This is a genomic window from Pseudomonas acericola (SeqCode) (assembly GCF_053456465.1).
This window is the reverse complement of sequence record NZ_JBRFJB010000002.1, coordinates 663,224-688,015: the sequence shown is the minus strand read 5'-3', so window position 1 is coordinate 688,015 and position 24,792 is coordinate 663,224. Positions and strand designations below refer to the sequence as shown.

The window sequence follows — 24,792 nt, the reverse complement described above, 5'->3', positions numbered from 1 at the left end:
GGTCGAATGTGGGAGCGGGCTTGCCCGCGATAGCGTCAGCCCAGGCTGATCAAAGCCGCTGGATAGTCACCGACCCCGCAGGCCCCACCGGCCCCGGCTGCCCTTCCAACCCCGGGCGGCCCTTCTCGCCACCATCGGCCTGATACACCAGGCAACCCTTGGACTGCCCCCCCTTGCCCGGTTTGCCTGCGGTACCCGCCAGGCCACCTGCACCACCTTCCACCCAGACCTTGATCTGCTGCGCCGGGTAGTCCTTCGGCAACTCGACCCGCACCAGCGCACCTGCGCCGCCGGGCAAGCCGTCGCCACCGTTGTCGCCATTGGCGCCACGCCCCGCCGAACCCCAGGTGCAACCCGGGTCTACGCCGTTGGCGCCGTCCAGGCCGGCATAACCTTTGGCGCCGGCGCCACCACGGGCGTCCACCGACAGTTCGTCGGCCACCAGCGAATTGATGCGCAAGGTCAGGTCACGCCCGGCCTTGGCCGGTTTTTCGTGGGTGCCGGGAGCGCCGCGTGAGGTGATCTGGCTGCCGTGGTCCAGTTGCGCATGGCGCACCTGCAATTGCAGCGCGGTATTGCCGGGAACGATGGTGATGCGCGCTTCGCGGCCCAGGTGCAATTCATCCACCGTGACCTGGCTGATGCTGGCCGGAATCAGCAAGGTGCCGTAGTCCGCCACGTCCAGACGCTCCAGTTGCAGCACGCTGGTGCTGCTGGGCAGGCGCATCAGCGAGTTGGTTTCAACACTGACGCTCTGGGCCAGGGCAATGGGGCTGACCAGCAGGGCCAACAGTAAAACCTTACGCATCTTGGAGCTCCCCTTGAGTGTGTTTCAACGTTGTTTCTAGTTTTTCTTTGGACGCACAGTAACGACTTCTACCGGCGATTTGCCAGTGAAGGTTCAAAAAAGTTGGGAACGGGGCGGTTTCGGTAAAAGTCGCCAGCAATGCCCCTGTGGATCCCACAGGGGCAAGGGCTGTCAGCGGTTGATCTGGATTTCGACGCGGCGGTTCAAGGCACGGCCTTCAGCGGTTTTGTTGTCGGCGACCGGATGGCTTTCGCCAGCGCCTGTGACCGAGACAAAACTGCTGCGCGGGATACCGGAACCGATGAGGTATTCGGTGACCGAGTGCGCACGTTTTTCCGAGAGTTTCTGGTTGTAGGCGTCTTTGCCGACGCTATCAGTGTGGCCGCTGACCCGCAGTTGGGCGGTTGGCGCTTCTTGTTTCAGGCGGGTGGCGATGGTGTCGAGTTTGGTTTTATCCGCCGCCGTCAACTTGGCGGAGTCGAACTCGAAGTGCACATCACGAATCACGATGGTTTCTTCCTTGACCACCACCACTTCTTCAACCACTGCGACTGGCACCGGTGGGCAACCGTTGGCGTCGACCGGCACGCCTTTCGGTGTGCCTGGGCACTTGTCGCGGCTGTCCGGCACGCCATCGCCGTCTTCGTCGCCATCACCATGCACCCAGCAATAGGCGCCTGCCATGCCGCCGATCAACAACGCGCCGTAGCCGGCGTAGGCCGAGCTTTCCGTTGCGCCGATCGCCGCACCGGTCACACCGCCAACGGCGGCGCAGGTGGGCCAATCGGTTTTTTGCAAACCTGCGCAACCTGTCAGTACTCCGGTAAGCAGAATCAAGGGTAGAGCTGTCCGCATGATGCTCATCTGATTTCTCCTGAGGGGATCGGCGGGGGCCGATGGGTGGAGTAAAGACCGCTCTTTTCATCTGCGCCAGTTGGCCACACCCCCGGATTCATTGAGGATCGCCACCAAGGGCTGGCTTTTCGCAATCGCCCGCTCTAGGCCCGCACGCTCAGCCGCGCTAGTCTCTACGGTCCTGATGTGAGGATCTCCGATGACCGCTGGTATTTCTGCCCGTACACCCCAGCAAGCCCTGGCCGCCTTGCTCGACCTGCACCAGCCCAAACGCCTGCTGCTATTGGGTGCCAGCCAGTTCCCGGCGCTGGAGGCGTTTGCGACCGAACACCCGGACACCCAAGTGTCCATCGCCCCGCCCGGCCCCTTGCCGGCCGAGCTGGCGGCGCAGCGTTTTGACCTGGCGCTGGTGGTCGATTGCCTGGAGCACCTGTCAAAAGCCCAAGGCCTGACCTTGCTCGGCGGCATCCGCAACCTCAATGCCAGCCGCATTGCAGTGCTGGTGGACCTGGGCGCGTGCGAGTGGAAGGACACCGATTTCTTTTCCCTGGCCTTGCAGGCCGGCGAGCGGTTCCAGCGCGACGAGCAGGTTCTGACGCTGTTTACCTACGATCTGCTTGACTATAAACAGGTGCCCGACTGGCTCAACGCACGGTTCTGGGCCAACCCGCAAAATTTCGGAAAGTATTGGTGGTAACCCAATGAGTACATCCATTTGCCCCTGCGGCAGTGGCAACCTGCTGGATGCCTGCTGCGGCCATTATCACGCCGGCCACCCGGCACCTTGCGCCAGCGCGTTGATGCGCTCGCGCTACAGCGCCTACGTGCTGGGCCTGGTGGATTATCTGGTGGCTACCACCTTGCCCGCGCAACAGGCCGGCCTGGACCGCGATGCCATCGGTGCCTGGAGCGCCCAGAGCACCTGGCTGGGCCTGGAAGTGGAAAGCTCCGAGGTGTTCGGCGGCCAGCCGGAACACGCCTTTGTGACCTTTACTGCACGCTGGCATGACAGTACTGGTGAACATAGCCACCGCGAACAGTCTTCTTTCGTACAGAATGACGGGCGCTGGTACTTCATCGACCCCACCGTGGAGGTAAAGGCCGGACGCAACGATGCCTGCCTGTGTGGCAGTGGGCAAAAATTCAAGAAGTGTTGTTCCAGCTACCTCTAACCCACACAGGACAAACGCCATGCTTCGGATCTACAGCTTGATGCTGGCGTTGACCCTCGGTTTGACCGGCTGCGCGTCGTGGTTCGAAGACGACGCGCCACCGCCCCACGTGTCCCTGGTCAAAGTCGAAGTGGTGCGGGCCAAGCTGCTGGAGCAGAAGTTCAAGCTGTACTTTCGCGTCGACAACCGCGACGACGCCGACCTGACCGTGCGCGGCCTGATCTACAAAGTGACGCTGGATGACTTTGTGCTGACCGAGGGCGAGTCCAACGAGTGGCTCACCGTGCCACCGCGCAGCCATAAGTTTTTCCGTGTGTCGGTGCGCACCAACCTGTGGCCGCAGATCCGCGATGTGGTGCAGATGCTGAAAAACCCGGACAAGCCAGTGCCCTATCGCCTCGACGGCGAGCTGAAAACCGGATTATTCATCGGTTATGACGTGCAGGTGGCCCACAATGGCGAGATAATCCCCGGCGATTTTATTCCGGAGCGACATCAATGACTCAGCAACCCCATGTCCATGGTCCTGACTGCAACCACGATCACGATCACCATGATCACGACCACGGCCATGTCCACGGCCCGAACTGCGGCCACGCTCACCAGGAGCCGGTGCGCAATGCCTTGAAGGACGTGGGTCGCAACGATCCTTGCCCGTGCGGCAGTGCGAAGAAGTTCAAGAAGTGCCACGGGGCCTGATGCCCTGATCCAGCCGATGTAGAAGCTGGCTTGTGTGTATGTATGGGCTGGCTTCTGTGGGAGCTGGCTTGCCTGCGATGCAGACGACTCGGTCTTTCAGTGATACCGAGGTGATGCTATCGCAGGCAAGCCAGCTCCCACATTGGACTGCATTTCACATCAGGCTTTGCGTTGAAACAACAACTCGACCTCAAGGCCACCACCCTCCCGATTCCTCAAACTCAACCGCCCTTCATGCGCCCTGGCGATGGTGTGAGCAATGCTCAGCCCCAACCCATACCCACCGGTTTCGGCGTTACGTGACCCCTCCACCCGATAAAACGGCTCCATCACCTGCTCCAATTGTGCCTGGGGAATCCCCGGCCCCCGGTCGCTGATAACGATCGTCAAGCGGTCGGCCTGGTCTTCGACCCGCACCACCACGTCACGGCCATAACGCACCGCGTTTTCCAGCAGGTTCTGCACGCACCGTTTAAGGCTGCGCGCATACCCCGGCAGCGGCTGCTTCGCACGGCCTTCGATGCGCACGCTTTGCCCCACGTCTTCCAGATCCGCCTGCAAGCTTTGCAGCAGCGCATTGATGTCGATGTTTTGCCGCGCCTCGTTGATTTCGCCGCTGCTGACAAAATCCAGGGTGCTGGCCACCATGTGCTCCATTTCCTCGAGGTCGCTGCGAAAACGCTCCTTGGTGCGGTTGTCGTCGAGCATCTCGGTGCGCAGGCGCAAGCGTGTGATCGGTGAACGCAGGTCGTGGGAAATCGCCGCGAGAAAACGCGTGCGCTCGGCGATGTTGGCGATCAGCCGTTGCTGCATCGCATTAAACGCCTGGGCAGCACGGCGCACTTCGGTGGGACCACTCTCCGATAGCGGCGGGCGCTGGATGTCCCGGCCGAGGGCTTCGGCGGCCTTGGCCAAGGCATTGAGCGGGCGGATCGCCAGGCGCACGGCCACCAGCGCGATCACCACCAGCACCAACACGCGCAGCAGGTAGATGCGCATCACGTAATCGAACAACAGATCCAGCGGCGAGGTGCTGGTCCAGCCCTGCTCCTCGCGGGCGTCCACTTGCAACCAGCGCCCGTCGGGCAGGCGCAGGTCGATGAGGAACTGCCCGACTACCGGCTTGGACTCCAGCAAGGTCCACAGCCCGGCGTTTTGCCCCGCGCCGTCCACCAGCGACAGGTGCAGCAGGATCAGGGTTTGCGCATAGCCGGTTTTTTCCGAGAGGACTTTCTTGATCAGCCGCTCCGTCGGCCGGTCGCTGTCGGTGAGGGTGCTGGGCGTGTTGCTGGCCTGGTCGCTCAAGGTCAGGCGAAAGTGCGGCGCATCGAGCAGCTTGATCAGCAGGTCGGCCTGTTGCGGATCGCTGTGCACCAGGCGCACCACATCGGCGAGCCGGGTGGCAATCAACCGCGCGGGGATTTCCAGCACCTGGCCGTGGCGCCGGTCGTACCAGATGCTGCTGGTCAGGGCCTGGGCCGCGAGCATGCCGCTGACCAGAATCAGCACCAGCCGCCCAAACAGCGAACGCGGCAGCAGTCTCACGAGGCCAGCACCACGTCATCAGCGGTGAGCATGTAACCCTCGTTGCGCACGGTCTTGATCAGCCCGGCCGGCAGTTGCGAGCGCAGGCGGCTGACGCACACGTCGATGGAACGGTCGAACGGCGTGCTGTCTTTGTCGAACACATGGTTGAGCAAAAAGTCGCGGCTCAGCGGGCGGTTCGGGTGCTGCAAAAGCAGGCGCAGCACGCGGTAATCCGAGTTGCCCAGGCTGACCACCACACCGTCCGGCGAGAGCAATTGGCGCGCCCGGGTGTCGAGTTGCCAGCCGGCAAAACGGATGCTCGGCGCTTCATCCAGCCGCGCCCGGTCGGGGAAACTCTGCACCCGGCGCAACACCACCTTGATCCGCACCAGCAGTTCACGCGGGTCGAACGGCTTGGGCAGGTAGTCATCGGCGCCGATTTCCAGGCCGACAATGCGGTCGATCAACGAACCCTTGGCGGTGAGCATCACCACCGGCGTGTTGGAACTCACGCGCAGCTCGCGGCACAGGCTCAGGCCGTCTTCGCCGGGCAGCATCAGGTCGAGGACGATCAGGTCGATGACGTTCAATTCCAGGCGCCGGCGCATCTCCTTGCCATCGGCAGCGGTGGAGACCTGAAAGCCCGCGTCGCTCAGATAGTCGCAGAGCAACTGGCGGATTTGCGGGTCGTCGTCAACGATCAGGAGGTGGTCTTGCTTGGCCATGGGCAGTCGATCCGAAAAACTATAAAACGCAGCAAATAGCCGAAAGTTCAGGCAACGGCGTACGCAAATGTAATGGAATGTTGTAGGAAACGATAATCAAGCATCAGCGATACAAACCCAGGGCAATGCAGGAGGAATCGCTCTTTAGACTACCGAACCTAAATGAGAGTAATTGTAATTTAGACTCGGAAGTAGCCCATGTCATTGCCCACCCCTTACCGCAACCCGCTGCACACCACCCTGGCACCGATGTTCGGCTTTCTCGCCGCCGGCAGCGTGGCCCCGACGGCCTGGGCGGATGCGCCCACCGCCAGCACCCAGGACTCAGTGCTGAGCCTGCCGGAAATCAAGGTCGATGGCGAAGCCACGTCCACCTTCAAGGTCGACCGGGTGACCTCGGCAAAAATCAGCCAGCCCCTGCTGGACGCGCCACAAAGCGTGACCATCGTGCCGCAGCAGGTGCTCAAGGAACAGAACGCCCAGACCTTGCAGGAAGTGTTGCGCAACGTGCCGGGCATTACTTTTATGTCCGGCGAAGGCAATCTGGGCTGGGGCGATCTGTTTTCGATCCGTGGGTTTTCCTCCGAACAAAGCCTGACCGTTGACGGCGTGCGCGATGCCGGCATGTCCACGCGCACCGACACCTTCAACCTGCAACAGGCCGAAGTGTTCAAGGGCACCGGTTCCATCGAGTCCGGGGTGTCCGCCGTGGGCGGCAGCGTCAACCTGGTGAGCAAGGAAGCGCACCTGGGTGACGCCAACCGTGTGTCCGCTGGGATCGGCACCGATGCCTACCGACGCCTGACCGCCGACGTCAATAAACAGCTGAACGACACCACCGCCGTACGCGTCAACCTGATGAAGCACTACAACCAAGTGTCCGAACGCGACGACGTGGACTACGACCGCTGGGGCATCGCCACCTCGTTCGGCTTCGGCCTGGGCACCGACACACGCTTTTTCATCGACACCTTCTACCAGAAAGACACCAATACCCCGGACGGCGGCGTACCGATCCAGCGCGGTACGAACGGCGACCGCATGCCCGGGGTAAAACGCTCCAACTGGTACGGCGATTCCAGCCTCTACACCCAAGAGAACAAAACCACCTCGCTGACCGCGCGCTTCGAACACGACTTCGCCTGGAACGACGCCAACCTGCGCAACCAGACGCGTTGGGAGCACAGCGACAACTTCGCCGTGCTGTCCCCGGCGCGCTTCTTCGCCGCCAGCGCCTCAGGCGGAAAAACCTGCACCGGCACCCGCTGTGCGACCTTGGGCTACACCGGTGTAGGTCCGATCAGCCAAGTGCCAGGCAGCACGGTCAATGCCTACACCGACTATGTGAACAACAGCAACACGTCCTACGGCATCCTGCGCGGCAGCGACTTCGGTTTGTCCAAGCGCTACACCATCCTCGATAACCAGACCGATTTCAGCTTCAAGTTCAACACCGGCAGCCTGCAACATGCGGTGGTCTCAGGCCTGGAGTTCTACCACGAGACCTACGGCGGCCTGAAACGCAACGCCGAAGTGCCCGATGGCAACATGCTTTTCGATATGGCCGACCCCAGCCATAGCTTCGCCAGCACCTACGTGACCAAAGGCGTCGGCGAGCCGCGCTCGGTGATCGACAACGCCGGCGTCTACCTGGGCGACACCGTCACCCTCAACGAGCAATGGCAAGTGCTGGGCTCGCTGCGCTACGACCACTGGCAGGCCGAAACCCGCCAGCGCGGCCAAGCCACCACCAGCAGCAGCGCCGGTGCGGTCAGCGGCCGTGTCGGCGTGGTATTCAAGCCGTTGCCCAACGGCAGCATCTACGTTTCCTACAGCGAGGCGGCACAACCGTCGGCACTCGGCGCGTCCACCAACAACCAGATCTACGGCGCGGCCAGCACCAGCAACTACAGCCCGGCCAAATCCAAGACCTACGAGCTGGGCACCAAGTGGGACATTGCCCACGACATGCTCAATGTCACGGCGGCGATCTTCCGCACCGAGCTGGAAAACTCCTGGGAATACCAGGACGGCGAATCCGCCCCGGTGCGCGCCCTGCCCGCCAAACGCGTGGACGGCATCGAACTGGGCCTGCAAGGCAACATCACCCCGCGCTGGACCGCCTACAGCGGTTTCTCGGCGCTCAAGAGCGTGCAGACCAAAGGCATCAACAAAGGCGCCGAAGCCAAGAACGTGCCCGACCTGACCGCCAACCTGTGGACCACCTACGCCGTCACCGACGCGCTGAGCCTGAGCTACGGCGAGCAATACGTGGGCCGGCGCCGCTACACCGACAACAAATACGTCGGTGGTTTGAACAACAACAGCAGCTATGCGAGTGGCGCCTCCGGGGTGTACGCGATCTACACCCGCGACCACGAAAAAGCCCCTGGCTACTGGCTGAGCAACCTGGCGGCGCAATACAAGGTGAACAAGGACACCACGGTCAACCTCAACCTCAACAACGTGTTTAACAAGTTCTATTACAGCCAGGTCGGCGCGTCCCTCGATGGCTTCCAGCTCTACGGCATCCCGGGCGCCGGGCGCACCCTCACCGCCAGTGTTGATTATGAGTTCTAAATCCCCCTTTCCAGGAGCCCTTGCCATGCGCAAACCCCGTCAACTGCTCAAGCTCGGCGTGCTGTGCGCCGCGCTGGTCCTCGGCCACGCCGAAACCGCCGCCGCCCAACAAGTCACCGATGTGCTGGGGCGCACGGTCGAGGTCAGCGATCACGTCAAGCGCGTGGTGCTGGGTGAAGGCCGGCTGATTTCGGCGTTCGCCCTGCTCGACAAGGACGCACCGTTCCAGCGCATTGTCGGCTGGCAGAACGATTTGAAGCTGCTGGACCAGCACACTTACAACGCCTACGTGGCGAAATTTCCGACGGTGAAAGACATCCCGCTGATCGGCCAGGCGTCGGAACAAAGCGTCAGCGCCGAGGAAATTCTCTCGCTCAAACCGGACCTGGCGGTGTTCAGCATTTCCGGCCACGGCCCGACCGAACACAGCGCGGTGGCTGACGTGCTGGCCAAGGCCGGCATCCCGGTGGTGTTTGTCGATTTTCGCGTCAACCCGGTGCAAGGCACCCACACCAGCATGACCGCGCTGGGCCAGGCCCTGGGCCGTGAAGCCCAGGCCAGGGCGTTCCTCGACCTCTATGACGCACACATCAAAGTCATCACCGACGCCGTCGCCACCCTGCCCGCCGGGCCACGCCCAAGCGTGTTCCTCGAACTGCTGGCCGGCGCCTGGCAAGCGCCGGGACACACCACCGGCAAGAGCGGCATGGGTGAAGTGATCAAGTTGGTGGGCGGACGTAATATCGCCGCCGATGTGGTGCCGGGGGCGTTGGGCGACATCAGCGTCGAGTACGCATTGAAGGCCGACCCGGATGTGTACGTCGCCACCGGCAATCACAAACCGGGGCTGATCCTCGGCGCGGGCGTGAGCACCGACGAAGCGCGCGAGGCGTTTGATCGTGTGTTGGCGCGGCCAGAGTTCGCCAACCTTCGTGCGATCCGCGAGGGCAATTCCCACGGCCTGTGGCATGACTTCTACAACTCGCCGTACAACGTGCTGGCGATTGAAGCGTTGGCCAAGTGGGTGCATCCGGAGTTGTTTGCCAAGCTGGACCCGCAGGTGACCATGGAGCAGATCAACCAACAGTTCCTGGGAATGCCGTTGCAGGGCGCCTACTGGATCGACACCAAAGCCCCTGCAAAAACGCAGTAAAAACTGGGAGCTGGCTTGCCTGCTCCCACATTTAGATCTCCATTGCATTTGAAATTGTGTGAGCACCCATGACCACTCAAACCCTCGACCTGGCCAGCGCCACCCACGGCTACCGCCGCCTGCTCGCACGGCGCGCCTGGCTGCTGGCCGCGCTGGGCACGGCGCTGGTCGGCGCCATCCTGGTGGACCTGGCCAGCGGCCCTTCCGGCATGGGCCTGCTGGCCTTGCTCGACGGCATCGTGCACCCCGCCCATCTCAGCGCCACCGACCAGGTAATCATTTGGAACGTACGCCTGCCCTACGCCCTGATGGCAGTGCTGGTGGGCTGCGCGCTGTCGCTGGCCGGGGCCGAGATGCAGGCGATCTTGAACAACCCGCTGGCCAGCCCGTTCACCTTGGGCGTGTCGTCGGCGGCGGCGTTGGGCGCGTCCCTGGTGATTGTGTTTCCGGTGACGACGCTGTGGGTGTCGGCCAACACCGCGATTTCTATCTCGGCGTTTATCTTCGCCGCCGCCTCGGTATTTTTGCTGCAAGCCATGTCGCGCCTGCGCGGCGCGGGGGTGGAAAGCCTGGTGTTGTTTGGCATTGCGCTGGTGTTCAGTTGCAACGCGGTGGTGGCCTTGCTGCAACTGGTCGCCACCGAAGACGTGCTGCAACAACTGGTGTTCTGGACCCTGGGCAGCGTGACCCGCGCCAACTGGGACAAGCTCGGCATCCTGGCCCTGGTGGTCGCGGTGGTGTTGCCGTTCTCGTTTGCCGCCGCGCCGCGCCTGACCCTGCTGCGCATGGGTGAAGACCGCGCGCAGAGCTTTGGCGTGGACGTGAAGCGCCTGCGGTTTTTCTCGTTGCTGCGCATCAGCCTGTTGTCGGCCACCGCCGTGGCTTTTGTAGGCACCATCGGATTTATCGGCCTGGTAGGTCCGCATATCGCGCGGATTCTGGTGGGCGAAGACCAACGCTTCCTGCTGCCCGCCAGCGCCTTGACCGGTGCGCTGCTGCTGGCGCTGTCGTCGATTGCCAGCAAGTTGATCATGCCCGGCGTGATCGTGCCGGTGGGCATCGTCACCGCGTTGGTGGGCGTGCCGATATTCGTGCTGTTGGTGTTCAAGCGTGGGAAACAGTTATGAGCGAAGGGTTGAGCGTACAGCACGCAAATGTCAGCTACGGCCGTCGGCAGATTGTCCACGACCTGAGCCTGCCCACTCTGCCCCACGGCAGCCTGACCGCGCTGATCGGCCCCAACGGCGCGGGCAAATCCACGTTACTGCGTGCCGTGGCCGGGCTGGAAAAGATGCAAGGCGTTGTGCGATTGGGCGACCTCGACTTGTCGGCCATGTCCGTAGCCGAACGTGCGCGGCGCGTCACCTACATGCCGCAGAACCTGCCACCCGGGCTGAGCCTCAGCGTGATGGAAAGTGTGATCGCCGCCTTGCGCGTGACCAATGTGGACGGCATTCCGTTGTCCAGCGATGCCTGCTTGCGTGAAGCCTTCGCGGCGCTGCAACGCATCGGCATCGCGCACCTGGCCGATCAACTGTTAAGCACATTGTCGGGCGGCCAACGCCAACTGGTCAGCCTTGCCCAACTCATCGCCCGGCGCCCCCAGGTGATGCTGCTGGACGAACCCACCAGCGCCCTCGACCTCAATTACCAATTGAAAGTCATGGACTGCGTGCGCGGCCTGGTGCGCGAGCACCAACTGATCGCCGTGGTGGTGCTGCACGACATCAACCTCGCGGCACGCTTCGCCGACCATATCGCCGTGCTGCGCCAGGGCCGTTTGTACGCCTGTGGCGCGGCGGATGAGGTGCTCGAGCCGGCGCTGTTCGCCGAGGTGTATGGCGTACAGGTACGCATCGAGCGGTGTTCGCAGCAGTCGTTGCAGGTGTTGGTGGATGGCGCGGTGGCTTAACGCAGCACGTCGCGGGAATGGATCACCGTGGCGTACTCACCGTGCAGGTTGCCCAGCGACATGGCGTGCACCAATTCGGCGGGGTGCAGTTCACCGAAGAAGTCCGGTTTGTCGAAGGTGTAGCACGCGTCTTCGATTACCCAGGTATCAAACCCAAGGTTACCGCCGGTGCGGGCGGTGGCCTCCACCGAGTTGTGGGTGGCCACGCCCACCAGCACTAATTGCGCAATGCCAGCCGCGCGCAACTGCGCTTCCAGCGGCGTGCCGCTGAATGCATCCGGCACGCGTTTTTGAATCAGTGACTCACCGGCCGCCGGCACGCAGGCGTCCTGGAACTCGACACCGGACTGCCCTGGCCAGAACACCGAATCCGGCAAGTGGGACAGATGCTGCACATGGATCACCGGCCGCCCCGTGTGGCGCCAATGCTGCAACAACGCCTGAATGCGCTCCTCGGCCTGTAGGTTGTTACGCCGCCCGAGCTTGGGGTGATGAATGCCTTTCTGCTGGTCAATCACAATCAGTGCTGCGTCCTGCCGAAATTCCATATCGATAGACCTAAATGTTTCATTGAATTTTCGCACTCCGAACATCACCTCTACCTACAGGCATTCGCGCCTTTGGAGAGCTTCATGATCGATTTGTACTACTGGACGACCCCCAACGGTCACAAAGTATCACTGTTCCTGGAAGAAGCCGGCCTACCTTACGAGGTGCATCCGATCAATATTGGCCAGGGCGATCAGTTCAAGCCCGACTTCCTGAAGATCGCGCCCAACAACCGCATTCCGGCCATCGTCGATCACAACCCTGGCGACGGTGGCGCGCCGATTTCGCTGTTTGAATCCGGCGCAATCCTGCTGTACCTCGCGGAAAAAACCGGCCAATTCATTGCCAAAGACCTGCGCGGCCGCCAGGAAACCCTGCAATGGCTGTTCTGGCAAATGGGCGGGTTGGGACCGATGGCCGGGCAGAATCATCACTTCAGCCAGTTCGCTCCCGAGAAGATCCCCTACGCGATCAAGCGCTATATAGACGAAACCGCACGGCTGTATGGTGTGTTGGACCGGCGCCTGGCGGATCGGGCGTTTGTTGCCGGCGAGGACTACGGCATTGCCGATATGGCCATCTACCCGTGGATTGTTTCCCACAAGTGGCAGAGCCAGCGGCTGGAAGATTTCCCCCATGTGCAGCGTTGGTTCAACAGCATCAAGGAGCGGCCGGCGACGGTGCGGGCGTATGAACTGGTGCAGAAGGTGAATCCGCCTAAGGCCTGATCTCAAGACGATAGAAAACAAAATGTGGGAGCGGGCTTGCCCGCGATAGCAGTGGTTCAGCCAACCTATCAGTGACTGACACACCGCAATCGCGGGCAAGCCCGCTCCCACATTAACCATCACTTGATTCAAGAAGTAATGCTTAACCCCAAACTCCCGCTTGCGTCGTTTCACCGCGCTCACTAACGTAGCGCCTTTACTGACGCTACCCCCTGCAGGAGCTTTGCCATGGCCTCGCCAGCCCTCTCACATTTTCTTCCCCGGTTCGGCGTTGCCGCGGCAGTGGCCAGTGCGTTAAGCCTGGCTGGTTGCCAGCTCCAGAGCACCCAAGACACCCTGCCGCCGGTCGCCGGTGTGCAACCGATCAAAGGCCTGGCACAGAATGTGTCGGTGCGCCGCAATGCCCAGGGCATGCCGCTGATCGAAAGCAACACCTTCCACGATGCGCTGTTCAGCCTCGGTTACGTACACGCCAGCGACCGCATCACCCAGATGGTCACCCTGCGCCTGCTGGCCCAGGGCCGTCTGGCGGAAATGTCCGGCCCTGATGTACTGGATGCCGACCGTTTCATGCGTGCGGTCAACCTGAAAAAAAGCGCCGGCGAGCTGTATAACGCCTCGTCGCCGCGCCTCAAGCGTTTCTTTGAGGTGTATGCCCGTGGCGTCAACGCCTACCTGTTCCGCTACCGCGACAAGCTGCCGCCGGACCTCGCCCAGACCGGCTACAAACCGGAATACTGGAAGCCGGAAGATTCGGCGCTGTTGTTCTGCCTGCTGAACTTCAGCGAGTCGGCCAACCTGCAAGAGGAAATCGCCTCCCTGGTGCTGGCGCAAAAGGTCGGTGTCGACAAACTGGCCTGGCTCACCCCGAGCGCGCCGGACGAAGCGATCCCGCTGGCCGAAGCGGAAAAACTCAAAGGCGTGAACCTGAGCCAGATCAGCGGCCTCGCCGGGCTGGACAGCGTCAGCCAGCAACTCAGTCGCCTCAACTCCCTGGCCGTGACCACGTCGAGCAACTGGGCCATCGGCCCGCAACGCAGCCGCAGCGGTAAAAGCCTGCTGGCCAACGACCTGGCCGCCCAGCCGCAAGCGCCGTCGCCGTGGAGCTACGTGCAGATCCGTGCGCCGAAATACCAGGCGGTCGGCGCCTCGATTGCCGGTTTGCCGACCCTGTTGTCGGGCTTCAACGGCAAAATCGCGTGGAGCATGAGCACGGTCAAGGGCGATACCCAGGACCTGTTCCTGGAGAAGGTCAAACGCCAAGGCAGCGCGTTGTACTACGAGAACAACGGTAAATGGCTACCGGCCGGTGTACGAAACGAAACCTTCTTCGTCAAAGGCCAACGCTCGATTCGCGAAGTCGTATACGAAACCCGCCACGGCGCCCTGCTCAATAGCAGCCAGGCGCTCACCAGCGGTTTTGGCCTGGCCCTGCAAACCGCCGACTTCAAGGACGACAAGAGCCTGGATGCGTTATTCGACCTGTCCCGCGCGCAAAACGCCGGCAAGGCCTCGGACGCCACCCGCGAAATCCGCGCCATCGCGTTGAACATGGTGTTCGCCGACGCCAGCAACATTGGCTGGCAAGTCACCGGGCGTTTCCCCAACCGCCGCGAAGGTGAAGGCCTACTGCCCTCGCCGGGCTGGGACACGCGCTTTGACTGGGACGGTTACGCCGACGCGATGCTGCACCCCTATGACCAGGACCCGGCCCAAGGCTGGATCGGCACCGCCAACCAGCGCACCGCACCACGCGGTTACGGCATGCAACTGTCCAACTCCTGGGACGCACCGGAACGCAGCGAACGCCTGGCGCAACTGGCCAACGCGGGCAAGCATGACAACCGCAGCATGATCGCCATGCAGTACGACCAGACCACCACCTTCGCCGCCAAGCTCAAGACCATGTTCCAGGCGCCGGGCATGGCCCAGCCGCTGAAACAGGCGATCGATGCCTTGCCGGCGGCCGAACAGGCCAAGGCGCGTGAAGCGTTGGGCCGCCTGATGGCGTTCGACGGTCGCCTCGTATCCACCTCTGCCGATGCGGCGATTTACGAGCTGTTCCTGCAGGAAAGCGCCAAACAGATCTTCCTCGACAAGCTCGGCCCGGAAACCAGCGCCAGCTGGAAGGCGTTTGTCAGCACGGCCAGCCTGTCCTACGCCGCCACGGCCGACCACCTGCTGGGCCGCGAAGACAGCCCGTTCTGGGATGACACGCGCACCCCGCAGAAAGAAGACAAACCGGCGATCCTGGCGCGCACCCTCGCCGCCGCGATCAGCGCCGGCGACAGCCAACTGGGCGCCGACCACAAGGCCTGGCAGTGGGGCAAGTTGCACAGCACCACCTGGAAAAACAGCCAGGGCCAGGTGATTCGCGGCCCGCTGGCGTCCGGTGGCGACCACAACACCTTGAACCCGGCGCCGTACAGCTGGGGGCAGGACTTCAACACCACGCAGGTGCCGGCGTTGCGCATGATCGTCGATTTCGGCCAAGTGGAGCCGATGACCGGCCAGGGTGGCATCGGCCAATCCGGCAACCCGGCCAGCCCGAACTATGCCAACGGCATCGACCCGTCGCTCAAGGCGCAATACCTGAGCTTCCCGATGCAGCCGCAGAACTTCGAGAAGGTGTATGGGAAGACGCGGTTGACGCTGACTCCCGGTAAATAAAATCTGAGTGGGGCTTTTGTGGGAGCGGGCTTGCCCGCGATTGCGGTGTGTCAGTCACTGATAGGTTGACTGAAGCACTGCCATCGCGGGCAAGCCCGCTCCCACATTTGCTTTCTTTCACCTCTATTCCTGCGCCAGCCCCGAAATGGTGCGCTGAATATTCCACGCCCATTTTCGGGCATCGCCTACCCGCCAAATCCCTTCGTCCTACCCTTGAAAACGACTATTCGGAACTATGGTTCAGAAATTGCTACCTACGTTGCGTCTGACACCGTTCAGTAACAGTCCTAATCGCGCCACAAGCGCTTATCTTGGTTTCAAGGGATTACATAATGAAAAAAGCATTGCTGACCCTTTCTGCACTGGCTCTGTGCATGGCCGCAGGTTCCGCGTTGGCCAAGGAATACAAGGAACTGCGTTTTGGTGTCGATCCGTCCTACGCGCCGTTCGAATCCAAAGCCGCCGACGGCAGCCTGGTGGGCTTCGATATCGACTTGGGCAATGCGATCTGCGCCGAGCTGAAAGTGAAGTGCAAGTGGGTCGAAAGTGATTTTGACGGCATGATTCCAGGCCTCAACGCCAACAAGTTCGACGGCGTGATTTCTTCGATGACCGTGACCACAGCCCGTGAAAAGGCCATCGACTTCTCCTCCGAGCTGTTCTCCGGCCCGACATCCCTGGTGTTCAAGAAAGGCGCCGGCTTCTCCACGCCGGAGTCCCTCAAGGGCAAATCCGTGGGTTATGAGCAAGGCACCATCCAGGAAGCCTACGCCAAGGCCGTGCTGGACAAAGCCGGTGTGACCACCAAGGCCTACGCCAACCAGGACCAGGTGTACGCGGACCTGACCTCCGGGCGTCTCGACGCTTCGGTACAGGACATGCTGCAAGCCGAACTGGGCTTTTTGAAGTCGCCAGCCGGTGCCGGCTATGAAGTCAGCGCGGCGATTGATGACCCATTGCTGCCGTCGAAAACAGCGGTCGGTATCAAAAAAGGTAACAAAGACCTCAAGGCATTGCTCGATAAAGGTATCAAAGCGTTACACGATGATGGCACCTACGCCACCATCCAGAAGAAACACTTCGGCGACCTGAACCTGTACAGCGGTAAATAACACCCTGGCGCCCACCGGTTCGGGTGGGCGCTTTTTTATCGCCATAGGTCCTGAATTCATGTTTGAAGATCTTTTGCAAACCCTGGGGCTGGGTGCCTTCAGCTTGAAGGGGTTCGGCCCGCTGTTGCTGCAAGGGACGTGGATGACCATAAAGCTGTCGGTCGCCTCCCTGGCTGTCAGTGTCCTGCTCGGCCTGCTCGGCGCCAGCGCCAAACTGTCCAGCCTGCGCCTGCTGCGCATCCCCGCCCAGCTCTACACCACCTTGATTCGCGGCGTGCCCGACCTGGTGCTGATGCTGCTGATTTTCTACAGCCTGCAAATCTGGCTGACCGGCTTTACCGACTTTATGGAATGGGACTACATCGAGATCGACCCATTCAGCGCCGGGGTTATCACCCTGGGCTTTATCTACGGTGCCTACTTCACCGAGACCTTTCGCGGCGCGATCCTCGCCGTGCCCCGCGGCCAACTGGAGGCGGCGACCGCCTACGGACTCAAGCGCGGGCAACGGTTCCGCTACGTGACCTTCCCGCAGATGATGCGCTTTGCCTTGCCGGGCATTGGCAACAACTGGATGGTGATGCTCAAGGCCACGGCGCTGGTGTCGATCATCGGCCTGGCGGACCTGGTCAAGGCGGCCCAGGACGCGGGCAAGAGCACCTATCAACTGTTCTATTTCCTGGTGGTCGCCGCGTTGATCTACCTGTTGATTACCAGCGCTTCCAACTTTGTGTTGCGCAGGCTTGAGCGGCGCTACTCCGCCGGGTCCCGGGAGGCGGTGCGATGATCGAGCTCTTGCAGCAATACTGGCGCCCGTTCCTGTACAGCGACGGCCAGCACATCACCGGGTTGGCCATGACCATGTGGTTGCTCAGTGCCTCGCTGGTGATTGGCTTTCTGGTGTCGATCCCGTTGTCCATCGCCCGTGTGTCGCGCAAGCGTTGGGTGCGTTGGCCGGTGCAGTTCTATACCTACCTGTTTCGCGGCACGCCGCTCTATATCCAGTTGCTGATCTGCTACACCGGCATCTACAGCATCGCGGCGGTGCGCGAGCAGCCGTTGCTGGATGCGTTCTTTCGCGACGCGATGAACTGCACCATCCTCGCCTTCGCCCTCAACACCTGCGCCTACACCACCGAGATCTTTGCCGGGGCGATCCGCAGCATGGCCCATGGCGAAGTCGAGGCGGCCAAGGCTTATGGTCTGAGTGGCTGGAAGCTGTATGCCTACGTGATCATGCCTTCGGCCCTACGCCGTTCGTTGCCGTACTACAGCAACGAGGTGATCCTGATGCTGCACTCGACCACGGTGGCATTTACCGCGACCGTGCCGGATATTCTCAAGGTGGCCCGGGACGCCAACTCGGCCACCTACATGACCTTTCAATCATTCGGCATCGCCGCGCTGATCTACCTGACCGTGACCTTTGCCCTGGTCGGTCTGTTTCGTCTGGCGGAGCGCCGCTGGCTGGCCTTTCTCGGGCCGAGCCACTAAGGAGTCTTCATGCGTCATCAGGTCCATGAACTGATTGCGCCGGTGCCAGGCACGGCGCGGCAGGTTCACAGTTTCCACTTCGGCCCCGAACAGGCCGGGGGCAAGATCTATATCCAGGCGTCGCTGCATGCCGATGAGCTGCCGGGCATGTTGGTGGCCTGGCACTTGAAGGTGCGCCTGGCTGAACTGGCCGCCGCCGGGCGCCTGCGCAGTGAAATCGTGCTGGTGCCGGTGGCCAATCCGGTGGGCCTGGAACAGGTGCTGATGGATATCCCGCTGGGCCGTTACGAGCTGGAGAGCGGGCAGAATTTCAATCGCCTGTTTATCGACCTCAGTGAAGCGGTGGGTAACCAGGTCGAGGAATTGCTCGGCGATGACCCGCAGCATAATGCACGGTTGATCCGCGCCGCACTGTCCGAGGCCCTGGCGGCGCAAACCGCGCAGACGCAATTGCAGTCCCTGCGCCTGGTGTTGCAACGCCTGGCGTGCGATGCCGATATGGTGCTGGACCTGCATTGCGACTTCGAAGCCGTGGCGCACCTGTACACCACACCCGAAGCCTGGCCACAGGTGGAGCCACTGGCGCGCTACATCGGCTCGGAAGCCAACTTACTCGCCACCGATTCGGGAGGCCAATCCTTCGATGAATGTTTCACCTTGGTCTGGTGGCAGTTGCAGCAACGCTTCGGCGAGCGCTTCCCGATCCCCCTGGGCAGCTTTTCGGTGACCGTCGAACTGCGCGGCCAGGGCGATGTGAACCACGGCCTGGCCAGCCTCGATTGCCAGGCGATCATCGATTACCTGATCCACTTCGGCGCCATCGCCGGCGACGTCGCGCCGCTGCCCGACCTGCCCTACCCGGCCACGCCGCTGGCCGGCGTCGAGCCGGTCGCCACGCCGGTCGGCGGCCTGCTGGTATTCAGCGCCCTGCCCGGCGAATACCTGGAAGCCGGGCAACTGATCGCCGAAATCATCGACCCCATTACCGACCGCGTAACGCCCGTGCACTGCCAGAAGGCCGGCCTGCTTTACGCCCGTTCGCTACGCCGCATGGCCACTGCCGGGATGGTCATTGGCCATGTCGCAGGTACCGAGGCCTACCGTAGCGGCTATCTACTTTCGCCTTGAGGATGCACGCCCCATGTACAAATTGACCGTTGAAGGCCTGCATAAACGCTATGGCGACAATGAGGTGCTCAAGGGCGTCTCGCTCAAGGCCAAGACCGGTGACGTGATCAGCCTGATCGGCGCCAGCGGCTCGGGCAAGAGCACCTTTTTGCGCTGCATCAACTTCCTGGAAACCCCCAACGACGGCGCCATGACCCTGGATGGCCAGCCGATCCGCATGGTCAGCGACCGCGACGGCATGCGCGTGGCCGACGATGCCGAGTTGCAGCGCCTGCGCACGCGGCTGGCCATGGTGTTCCAGCACTTCAACCTGTGGAGCCACATGAGCGTGCTCGAAAACATCACCATGGCCCCGCGCCGGGTGCTGGGTTGCAGCAAGAAGGACGCCGAGGACCGTGCCCGGCATTACCTGGACAAGGTCGGCCTGCCGGCGCGTGTGGCCGATCAGTACCCGGCGTTTCTCTCTGGCGGCCAGCAGCAACGGGTGGCCATCGCCCGCGCCCTGGCGATGGAGCCCGAGGTGATGCTGTTTGACGAACCGACCTCGGCCCTCGACCCGGAGCTGGTGGGCGAAGTGTTGAAAGTGATCCAGGGCCTGGCCGAGGAAGGTCGCACCATGATTATGGTCACCCACGAAATGAGCTTTGCGCGCAAGGTCTCGAGCCAGGTGTTGTTCCTGCACCAGGGCCTGGTGGAAGAGCAAGGCGCGCCAGAAGATGTGCTCGGCCATCCGAAGAGCGAGCGCTTGCAGCAGTTCCTCAGCGGCAATCTCAAGTGAGGCGCATGCACGCTCGGAAGGTTTAACGCTTGCAGAAAAAATCAATGGCTCGCAACTGTACTACTGCGCCGTGGCGCTTTAGTTAAACCTTTGGTGCAGCCGGTGGGTCTGTGGAATAAGCCCCTCCAGAGCGTCAGCTGTCCCATGCCCCGTCACGTCGACTTCGCCAGGCAATGGTTTGCCGCCCAAGGCTGGAAGCCGTTTGCATTCCAGAAAGACGTGTGGCGCGCGGTCAAGCAAGGCCGCTCGGGCTTGCTGCACGCCAGCACGGGGGCCGGCAAAACCTACGCCCTGTGGTTTGCCGCGCTGAACCGCTTCGCCATCACCCGTCCACCCGTGATGGGCAAACGCAAAGCGCCTGCCGAACCACTGACCGTACTGTGGATCACCCCCATGCGCGCCCTGGCCGCCGACACCGCGCGGGCACTTGAGGCGCCGCTGGCAGCCTTGGAGATTCCCTGGAGCGTTGGCCTGCGCACCGGCGATACCCCCAGCAGCGAACGCGCTCGGCAAACCCGGCGCCAACCCAGCGCGCTCGTCACCACCCCGGAAAGCCTGACGCTGATGCTGGCGCGGGCCGACAGCGAGACAAGCCTGGGGCACCTGCGCATGGTCATCGTGGATGAATGGCACGAACTGATCGGCAATAAACGTGGCGTGCAACTGCAACTGGCGCTGGCAAGGTTGCGGCGTTGGCATCCTGAGTTGGTGGTGTGGGGGATTTCGGCGACGTTGGGTAATCAGGCTCACGCCTTGGAGGTGTTGGTCCCACACGGCGAAGGAATCAACGTGCAGGGGCAGACCGCCAAACAGCTGATTGTCGACACCTTGCTGCCCGCCGTTACCGAACGTTTTCCGTGGGCCGGACATCTGGGCTTGAAGATGCTGCCGCAGGTGGTGGCTGAGGTGGCGTCCAGCCGCAGTTGCCTGGTGTTTACCAATACGCGGGCGCAAGCGGAAATCTGGTACCAGGCCCTGCTCGACGCCCGCCCTGATTGGGCCGGGGTGATTGCCCTGCACCACGGTTCGCTGTCCAGGGAAACCCGTGACTGGGTGGAACGGGCACTGAAAGACGGCCAACTCAAGGCCGTGGTGTGTACGTCGAGCCTGGACCTGGGGGTGGACTTTCTGCCGGTGGAGCGGGTGCTGCAGATCGGTTCAGCCAAAGGCGTGGCGCGCTTGATGCAACGCGCCGGGCGCTCCGGCCATGCACCGGGGCGGCCGTCGCGGGTGACACTGGTGCCGACCCATAGCCTGGAACTGATGGAAGCGGCAGCCGCCCAGGACGCGATCGCCCAGCGCCGAATCGAAGCCCGCGAGTCGCCCCACAAGCCTTTGGATGTGCTCGTACAGCATTTGGTGAGCATGGCACTGGGCGGCGGGTTTACCCCGGATGCGCTGCTTGCTGAAGTGCGCGGCGCGTGGGCCTACCGTAACCTCACCGAGGCTGAATGGGCCTGGGCCCTGGGGTTTGTGCGCCATGGCGGCCTGTCGCTGACGGCCTACCCGGATTACCGTCGCGTCGAACCCGATGAGCACGGCATTTGGCGCGTGCCGGATGCGCGTCTGGCACGTCGGCATCGCATGAGCGTGGGCACTATCGTCAGCGATGCCAGTATCCAGCTGAAATTCTGGAGCAAGGGCGGCGGCGGCAAAAACCTGGGCAGTGTCGAGGAAGGCTTTATTGCACGGCTCAAGCTGGGTGATGGTTTTCTGTTTACCGGGCGCTTGTTGGAGTTGGTTCGCGTCGAGAACATGACCGCCTATGTGCGCCGCAGCACCGCGAAAAAAGCCGCCGTGCCGCGCTGGAATGGCGGGCGCATGCCACTCTCCAACGAGCTGGCTCAAGCCCTGGTCGAGCGTTTTGACGCCGCCGCGCACGGGCATTTTGACGGCCCGGAGATGACGGCGGTACAACCGTTGCTACACACCCAGTTACGCTGGTCCGGTTTGCCGACCCGCAAGCGCTTGCTGGCTGAGGCGCTGAAGTCGCGGGAAGGCTGGCACCTGTTTCTCTACCCGTTCGCCGGGCGCCAGGTCCACCAGGGGTTGGCGAGCCTGCTGGCGTGGCGGGTCAGCCAGTTGCAGCCCGTGACCTTCTCGATTGCCGTCAACGACTATGGGCTGGAGCTGTTGAGCGCCACGCCCGTGGATTGGCCGGGTGTATTGAATGACGCACTGTTGAGCCCGGAGCAGTTGCTGACGGATGTTGCCGCCAGCCTGAACGCCGGCGAGCTGGCGCTGCGGCGCTTTCGTGAAATTGCCCGCATCGCCGGGCTGGTGTTTGCCGGCTATCCGGGCGCACCGAAAAGCACGCGGCAGGTGCAGGCCTCCAGCGGGTTGTTCTTCGAGGTGTTCAAACAGTACGACCCGCAGAACCTCTTGCTGGCCCAAGCCGGGGAAGAAGTCCTGCGCAATGAGTTGGATATTCGTCGATTGGAAGAGACGTTGCGCCACCTCTCGACCCTGGAATTGGACCTGTACGTCATCGAACGTCCTACCCCCCTGGCCTTCCCCCTGCTGGTAGAGCGTATGCGCGAAAGCCTCAGCTCGGAAAAACTATCGGAGCGCATTGCACGGATGGTCAAGGATCTGGAGCACGTCGCGGATCATGGGAAGCGCTGATGCATTATTCACTGACGCTGGAGGGCGAGGAGTTATGGCTGTTGGCGGACAAAGCGGTGTATTGGCCCGCGCGCCAATGCCTGTTGATTGCCGATGCGCATTTTGGCAAAGCGTCGGCGTATCGCAGCCTGGGACAGCCGGTGCCGCAGGGGACCACCACCGATAATCTGCGGCGGCTGGATCGGTTACTGTCAGTGCACCCCTGCACGCACATGATCTTCCTCGGCGACTTCCTGCACGGCCCCGGCTCTCACGCCAGCGGTACGCTGCGGGCGCTTGCGGCCTGGCGTACACGCAACAGGGCGCTGCACATCACCTTGGTTCGCGGCAATCACGACAAACGTGCAGGCGACCCGCCCTTGGGCCTGGGGATCGACGTGGTATCGGAGCCGCTGTTGATGGGCCCCTTTGCGCTACAGCACGAACCGCACGCGCATGCCGATTACCACGTGCTGGCGGGGCATGTGCATCCGGTCTACCGCCTGCGCGGCAAGGCTCGGCAAAGCTTACGCCTGCCATGCTTCCAGATCGGCAGGCGAATTAGCCTGCTGCCGGCGTTTGGTGCGTTCACCGGCGGGCATGAAGTGGCACAGGACGATGCCCGCCAAATCTTGGTGATCGGCGATCATAGGGTTTGGCCAATCGGTTGACTGGCCCGCTGGGGGTCAGGCAACTGGCGCGGGAGGCGGTTCATCGGGAACCGTAGGCGAACCAGGCTCCTCAATGGGCTGCGGGGAGTCTGGATCAGGCTGGCCTGGAATGCCGCCCGCGTATGCGGGATTGGCCATCAGTGACCAGGCCAGAACACCAATCTGGTTGGGTTCAAGCCGGGCAAGTTCGGCACTGATTCGCGGGTCGATCTTCATAGGGAACTCCTCAAGCGTGGCTCGGCGCGTTTTGCACGCACCGAGGCAGTACACCCAATAGAGTGCCTTCCCGCTGACAAATTCCCTTTGCGTGTAAGACCTTTCGATCAAGCGCGTGGAAGGGTTACGCCGCGCTGGCCCTGGTACTTGCCTGCACGGTCTTTATAGGACACTTCACAGGCCTCGTCGGACTGCAGGAACAGCATTTGCGCCACACCTTCGTTGGCATAAATCTTTGCCGGCAAGGTCGTGGTATTGGAGAACTCCAGGGTCACGTGGCCTTCCCACTCGGGCTCAAGTGGCGTCACGTTGACGATAATGCCGCAGCGCGCGTAGGTGCTCTTGCCCAGGCAGATGGTCAGCACGTCGCGGGGGATGCGGAAGAACTCCACGGTGCGCGCCAGGGCGAAGGAGTTTGGCGGAATGATGCACACGTCGCTCTTGACGTCGACGAAGCTCTTTTCGTCAAAGTTCTTCGGATCGACGATCGCCGAGTTGATGTTGGTGAACACCTTGAACTCATCGGCGCAGCGCACATCGTAGCCGTAGCTGGAAACACCGTACGAAATCACAGGGCTGTCGCCTTCGCCACGGATCTGGCGCTCAACGAAGGGTTCGATCATGCCGTGCTCTTGCGCCATGCGGCGAATCCACTTGTCCGATTTGATGCTCATGGCGGGTGTCCTGAATAGCGAGGTGGAAAATTCTGTTGGGCATCTTACCGGGGCCGGCGTTGGGGTTCAAAGGGCGTGGGGCTTTTCTTCACGACAGGCCTGCCGGCTATAAGCCGCAGCCAGCGGGGCCGGGGCCCGGCGTATGACGACCAGCGGGCGTAAATACCACCGCCAGTCACGAAAATAGAGAAACCTTCGGAAATACCATTGGCACGTCCCGGAAAAAGGGTTAAGGTGGCGCCACTGTGCTGCTTGTGTCACTGAGAATCTCTACACGATATGTTGAATTTCGATCCAACCATCTCCAAGAATTTTTCCTGCTCTTTGCACTCAGTCTCGGCCAGGGCTTTTCCTGAGTCGCAGTTAACTTTGTCCAAGGAGATACACCATGTCTAATCGCCAAACTGGTACCGTTAAGTGGTTCAACGATGAAAAAGGCTTCGGCTTCATCACTCCACAATCCGGTGACGACCTGTTCGTTCACTTCAAAGCTATCCAATCCGACGGCTTCAAAAGCCTGAAAGAAGGCCAACAGGTTTCTTTCATCGCTACCCGCGGTCAGAAAGGCATGCAAGCTGAAGAAGTTCAAGTTATCTAACTTGTACTGACTTAGTCGAAAAAACCCCGCCCTTAAAAGCGGGGTTTTTTTATGTCTATCGTTCCCACGCAGAGCGCGGGAACGATCGGTTGGTTATGCCGGGCATAAAAAATGTGGGAGCCGAACCTATGTGGGAGCT

General features: G+C 61.9%; 25 protein-coding genes. 18 read left to right on the top strand and 7 right to left on the bottom strand.

Translation table 11 applies throughout. The features are described 5' to 3' along the window. Positions 1 to 49 precede the first annotated feature (49 nt). Both ACU688_RS09255 and ACU688_RS09250 read right to left on the bottom strand, forming a co-directional pair. A complete protein-coding gene (locus ACU688_RS09255; RefSeq protein ID WP_448184463.1) occupies positions 50 to 808 on the bottom strand; it encodes a collagen-like protein in 759 nt (252 codons plus the stop codon). A gap of 171 nt (positions 809 to 979) precedes the next feature. After that, the gene (locus ACU688_RS09250) at positions 980 to 1,672 is read right to left on the bottom strand and encodes a PA1041 family peptidoglycan-binding anchor lipoprotein (protein WP_448184462.1); all 693 of its coding nucleotides are present in this window, start codon (positions 1,670 to 1,672) and stop codon (positions 980 to 982) included. 190 nt (positions 1,673 to 1,862) lie between these two features. Between ACU688_RS09250 and ACU688_RS09245 the strand changes: the two genes are divergently transcribed. From ACU688_RS09245 to ACU688_RS09230, 4 genes are read left to right on the top strand one after another with little or no spacing between them, the layout of a single operon-like run. After that, positions 1,863 to 2,360: a DUF6231 family protein gene (locus ACU688_RS09245; RefSeq protein WP_448184461.1), complete on the top strand. Its 498-nt coding sequence runs from the start codon at positions 1,863 to 1,865 to the stop codon at positions 2,358 to 2,360. Positions 2,361 to 2,364: 4 nt separating this feature from the next. Continuing rightward, positions 2,365 to 2,835: a YchJ family protein gene (locus ACU688_RS09240; protein WP_135310924.1), complete on the top strand. Its 471-nt coding sequence runs from the start codon at positions 2,365 to 2,367 to the stop codon at positions 2,833 to 2,835. 19 nt (positions 2,836 to 2,854) lie between these two features. After that, a complete protein-coding gene (locus ACU688_RS09235; protein ID WP_448184460.1) occupies positions 2,855 to 3,337 on the top strand; it encodes an LEA/WHy family protein in 483 nt (160 codons plus the stop codon). Further along, positions 3,334 to 3,534, top strand: a complete 201-nt coding sequence (locus ACU688_RS09230) for an SEC-C metal-binding domain-containing protein (protein ID WP_026136698.1) — start codon at positions 3,334 to 3,336, stop codon at positions 3,532 to 3,534. Before ACU688_RS09235 ends, ACU688_RS09230 begins: the two co-directional genes overlap by 4 nt. Before the next feature lie 159 nt (positions 3,535 to 3,693). Here the strand turns inward: ACU688_RS09230 and ACU688_RS09225 are convergent, their stop codons facing one another. Both ACU688_RS09225 and ACU688_RS09220 read right to left on the bottom strand, forming a co-directional pair. After that, entirely contained in the window at positions 3,694 to 5,079 is a 1,386-nt protein-coding gene (locus ACU688_RS09225; RefSeq protein WP_448184459.1) for an ATP-binding protein, read from the bottom strand. Further along, positions 5,076 to 5,786 (bottom strand): response regulator, encoded by a 711-nt coding sequence (locus tag ACU688_RS09220; RefSeq protein ID WP_207039773.1) that lies wholly within the window; start codon positions 5,784 to 5,786, stop codon positions 5,076 to 5,078. Before ACU688_RS09220 ends, ACU688_RS09225 begins: the two co-directional genes overlap by 4 nt. Positions 5,787 to 5,984: 198 nt before the next feature. Between ACU688_RS09220 and ACU688_RS09215 the strand changes: the two genes are divergently transcribed. The 4 genes from ACU688_RS09215 (at position 5,985) to ACU688_RS09200 (ending at position 11,431) form a co-directional block, all read left to right on the top strand. Continuing rightward, the gene (locus ACU688_RS09215; RefSeq protein WP_448184458.1) at positions 5,985 to 8,366 is read left to right on the top strand and encodes a TonB-dependent receptor; all 2,382 of its coding nucleotides are present in this window, start codon (positions 5,985 to 5,987) and stop codon (positions 8,364 to 8,366) included. 25 nt (positions 8,367 to 8,391) lie between these two features. After that, entirely contained in the window at positions 8,392 to 9,519 is a 1,128-nt protein-coding gene (locus tag ACU688_RS09210) for an ABC transporter substrate-binding protein (RefSeq protein WP_448184457.1), read from the top strand. A 68-nt stretch (positions 9,520 to 9,587) separates the two neighbouring features. After that, positions 9,588 to 10,646, top strand: coding sequence for a FecCD family ABC transporter permease (locus ACU688_RS09205; RefSeq protein WP_448184456.1), 1,059 nt, complete (start codon positions 9,588 to 9,590; stop codon positions 10,644 to 10,646). Then, positions 10,643 to 11,431: an ABC transporter ATP-binding protein gene (locus ACU688_RS09200; protein WP_448184455.1), complete on the top strand. Its 789-nt coding sequence runs from the start codon at positions 10,643 to 10,645 to the stop codon at positions 11,429 to 11,431. The genes ACU688_RS09205 and ACU688_RS09200 overlap by 4 nt, the downstream gene beginning before the upstream one ends. On the opposite strand, the gene ACU688_RS09195 is transcribed toward ACU688_RS09200, so the two are convergent. After that, on the bottom strand, positions 11,428 to 11,979 hold the full coding sequence (locus ACU688_RS09195) for a cysteine hydrolase family protein (protein WP_448184454.1): 552 nt from the start codon (positions 11,977 to 11,979) through the stop codon (positions 11,428 to 11,430). The two genes, ACU688_RS09200 and ACU688_RS09195, sit on opposite strands and share 4 nt — an antisense overlap. A gap of 84 nt (positions 11,980 to 12,063) precedes the next feature. Here ACU688_RS09195 and ACU688_RS09190 point away from each other — a divergent pair, with 84 nt between their 5' ends. The 9 genes from ACU688_RS09190 (at position 12,064) to pdeM (ending at position 23,165) form a co-directional block, all read left to right on the top strand. Next, on the top strand, positions 12,064 to 12,708 hold the full coding sequence (locus ACU688_RS09190; protein ID WP_448184453.1) for a glutathione S-transferase N-terminal domain-containing protein: 645 nt from the start codon (positions 12,064 to 12,066) through the stop codon (positions 12,706 to 12,708). 228 nt (positions 12,709 to 12,936) lie between these two features. Further along, positions 12,937 to 15,378: a penicillin acylase family protein gene (locus ACU688_RS09185; RefSeq protein WP_448184452.1), complete on the top strand. Its 2,442-nt coding sequence runs from the start codon at positions 12,937 to 12,939 to the stop codon at positions 15,376 to 15,378. A gap of 332 nt (positions 15,379 to 15,710) precedes the next feature. Further along, entirely contained in the window at positions 15,711 to 16,490 is a 780-nt protein-coding gene (locus ACU688_RS09180; RefSeq protein WP_124526007.1) for a transporter substrate-binding domain-containing protein, read from the top strand. Between the two features lie 58 nt (positions 16,491 to 16,548). Further along, positions 16,549 to 17,277: an ABC transporter permease gene (locus ACU688_RS09175; RefSeq protein ID WP_448184451.1), complete on the top strand. Its 729-nt coding sequence runs from the start codon at positions 16,549 to 16,551 to the stop codon at positions 17,275 to 17,277. Continuing rightward, positions 17,274 to 17,984 (top strand): ABC transporter permease, encoded by a 711-nt coding sequence (locus ACU688_RS09170; protein WP_017739084.1) that lies wholly within the window; start codon positions 17,274 to 17,276, stop codon positions 17,982 to 17,984. The genes ACU688_RS09175 and ACU688_RS09170 overlap by 4 nt, the downstream gene beginning before the upstream one ends. 9 nt (positions 17,985 to 17,993) lie before the next feature. Continuing rightward, positions 17,994 to 19,112: a succinylglutamate desuccinylase/aspartoacylase family protein gene (locus ACU688_RS09165; protein ID WP_448184450.1), complete on the top strand. Its 1,119-nt coding sequence runs from the start codon at positions 17,994 to 17,996 to the stop codon at positions 19,110 to 19,112. 13 nt (positions 19,113 to 19,125) lie between these two features. Beyond that, positions 19,126 to 19,890, top strand: a complete 765-nt coding sequence (locus ACU688_RS09160; protein ID WP_448184449.1) for an ABC transporter ATP-binding protein — start codon at positions 19,126 to 19,128, stop codon at positions 19,888 to 19,890. Positions 19,891 to 20,034: 144 nt separating this feature from the next. After that, positions 20,035 to 22,515 carry a ligase-associated DNA damage response DEXH box helicase gene (locus ACU688_RS09155; protein ID WP_448184448.1) on the top strand — a complete coding sequence of 827 codons (2,481 nt, stop codon included), beginning with the start codon at positions 20,035 to 20,037 and terminating at the stop codon, positions 22,513 to 22,515. Further along, positions 22,515 to 23,165, top strand: a complete 651-nt coding sequence (gene pdeM / locus ACU688_RS09150; protein ID WP_448184447.1) for a ligase-associated DNA damage response endonuclease PdeM — start codon at positions 22,515 to 22,517, stop codon at positions 23,163 to 23,165. The genes ACU688_RS09155 and pdeM overlap by 1 nt, the downstream gene beginning before the upstream one ends. 15 nt (positions 23,166 to 23,180) lie before the next feature. Here pdeM and ACU688_RS09145 read toward each other — a convergent pair whose 3' ends face one another. Then, positions 23,181 to 23,381, bottom strand: coding sequence for a hypothetical protein (locus tag ACU688_RS09145; RefSeq protein WP_017739094.1), 201 nt, complete (start codon positions 23,379 to 23,381; stop codon positions 23,181 to 23,183). Between the two features lie 107 nt (positions 23,382 to 23,488). Next, positions 23,489 to 24,055 (bottom strand): dCTP deaminase, encoded by a 567-nt coding sequence (dcd, locus tag ACU688_RS09140; protein ID WP_017739095.1) that lies wholly within the window; start codon positions 24,053 to 24,055, stop codon positions 23,489 to 23,491. 388 nt (positions 24,056 to 24,443) lie between these two features. Between dcd and ACU688_RS09135 the strand changes: the two genes are divergently transcribed. Continuing rightward, the gene (locus ACU688_RS09135; protein ID WP_002554837.1) at positions 24,444 to 24,653 is read left to right on the top strand and encodes a cold-shock protein; all 210 of its coding nucleotides are present in this window, start codon (positions 24,444 to 24,446) and stop codon (positions 24,651 to 24,653) included. The last annotated feature ends 139 nt before the right edge of the window (positions 24,654 to 24,792 follow it).

What these genes read in the sequence shown, in the direction of transcription:
- ACU688_RS09235 (WP_448184460.1), top strand. Translation starts at nt 2,855, where the DNA reads ATGCTTCGGATCTACAGCTTGATGCTGGCGTTGACCCTCGGTTTGACC.
- ACU688_RS09175 (WP_448184451.1), top strand. Translation starts at nt 16,549, where the DNA reads ATGTTTGAAGATCTTTTGCAAACCCTGGGGCTGGGTGCCTTCAGCTTG.
- ACU688_RS09205 (WP_448184456.1), top strand. Translation starts at nt 9,588, where the DNA reads ATGACCACTCAAACCCTCGACCTGGCCAGCGCCACCCACGGCTACCGC.
- pdeM (WP_448184447.1), top strand. Translation starts at nt 22,515, where the DNA reads ATGCATTATTCACTGACGCTGGAGGGCGAGGAGTTATGGCTGTTGGCG.
- ACU688_RS09250 (WP_448184462.1), bottom strand. Translation starts at nt 1,672, where the DNA reads ATGAGCATCATGCGGACAGCTCTACCCTTGATTCTGCTTACCGGAGTA.
- ACU688_RS09240 (WP_135310924.1), top strand. Translation starts at nt 2,365, where the DNA reads ATGAGTACATCCATTTGCCCCTGCGGCAGTGGCAACCTGCTGGATGCC.
- ACU688_RS09160 (WP_448184449.1), top strand. Translation starts at nt 19,126, where the DNA reads ATGTACAAATTGACCGTTGAAGGCCTGCATAAACGCTATGGCGACAAT.
- ACU688_RS09135 (WP_002554837.1), top strand. Translation starts at nt 24,444, where the DNA reads ATGTCTAATCGCCAAACTGGTACCGTTAAGTGGTTCAACGATGAAAAA.
- ACU688_RS09210 (WP_448184457.1), top strand. Translation starts at nt 8,392, where the DNA reads ATGCGCAAACCCCGTCAACTGCTCAAGCTCGGCGTGCTGTGCGCCGCG.
- ACU688_RS09190 (WP_448184453.1), top strand. Translation starts at nt 12,064, where the DNA reads ATGATCGATTTGTACTACTGGACGACCCCCAACGGTCACAAAGTATCA.
- ACU688_RS09195 (WP_448184454.1), bottom strand. Translation starts at nt 11,979, where the DNA reads ATGGAATTTCGGCAGGACGCAGCACTGATTGTGATTGACCAGCAGAAA.
- ACU688_RS09230 (WP_026136698.1), top strand. Translation starts at nt 3,334, where the DNA reads ATGACTCAGCAACCCCATGTCCATGGTCCTGACTGCAACCACGATCAC.
- ACU688_RS09180 (WP_124526007.1), top strand. Translation starts at nt 15,711, where the DNA reads ATGAAAAAAGCATTGCTGACCCTTTCTGCACTGGCTCTGTGCATGGCC.
- ACU688_RS09220 (WP_207039773.1), bottom strand. Translation starts at nt 5,786, where the DNA reads ATGGCCAAGCAAGACCACCTCCTGATCGTTGACGACGACCCGCAAATC.
- ACU688_RS09255 (WP_448184463.1), bottom strand. Translation starts at nt 808, where the DNA reads ATGCGTAAGGTTTTACTGTTGGCCCTGCTGGTCAGCCCCATTGCCCTG.
- dcd (WP_017739095.1), bottom strand. Translation starts at nt 24,055, where the DNA reads ATGAGCATCAAATCGGACAAGTGGATTCGCCGCATGGCGCAAGAGCAC.
- ACU688_RS09170 (WP_017739084.1), top strand. Translation starts at nt 17,274, where the DNA reads ATGATCGAGCTCTTGCAGCAATACTGGCGCCCGTTCCTGTACAGCGAC.
- ACU688_RS09200 (WP_448184455.1), top strand. Translation starts at nt 10,643, where the DNA reads ATGAGCGAAGGGTTGAGCGTACAGCACGCAAATGTCAGCTACGGCCGT.
- ACU688_RS09245 (WP_448184461.1), top strand. Translation starts at nt 1,863, where the DNA reads ATGACCGCTGGTATTTCTGCCCGTACACCCCAGCAAGCCCTGGCCGCC.
- ACU688_RS09155 (WP_448184448.1), top strand. Translation starts at nt 20,035, where the DNA reads ATGCCCCGTCACGTCGACTTCGCCAGGCAATGGTTTGCCGCCCAAGGC.
- ACU688_RS09165 (WP_448184450.1), top strand. Translation starts at nt 17,994, where the DNA reads ATGCGTCATCAGGTCCATGAACTGATTGCGCCGGTGCCAGGCACGGCG.
- ACU688_RS09185 (WP_448184452.1), top strand. Translation starts at nt 12,937, where the DNA reads ATGGCCTCGCCAGCCCTCTCACATTTTCTTCCCCGGTTCGGCGTTGCC.
- ACU688_RS09145 (WP_017739094.1), bottom strand. Translation starts at nt 23,381, where the DNA reads ATGAAGATCGACCCGCGAATCAGTGCCGAACTTGCCCGGCTTGAACCC.
- ACU688_RS09215 (WP_448184458.1), top strand. Translation starts at nt 5,985, where the DNA reads ATGTCATTGCCCACCCCTTACCGCAACCCGCTGCACACCACCCTGGCA.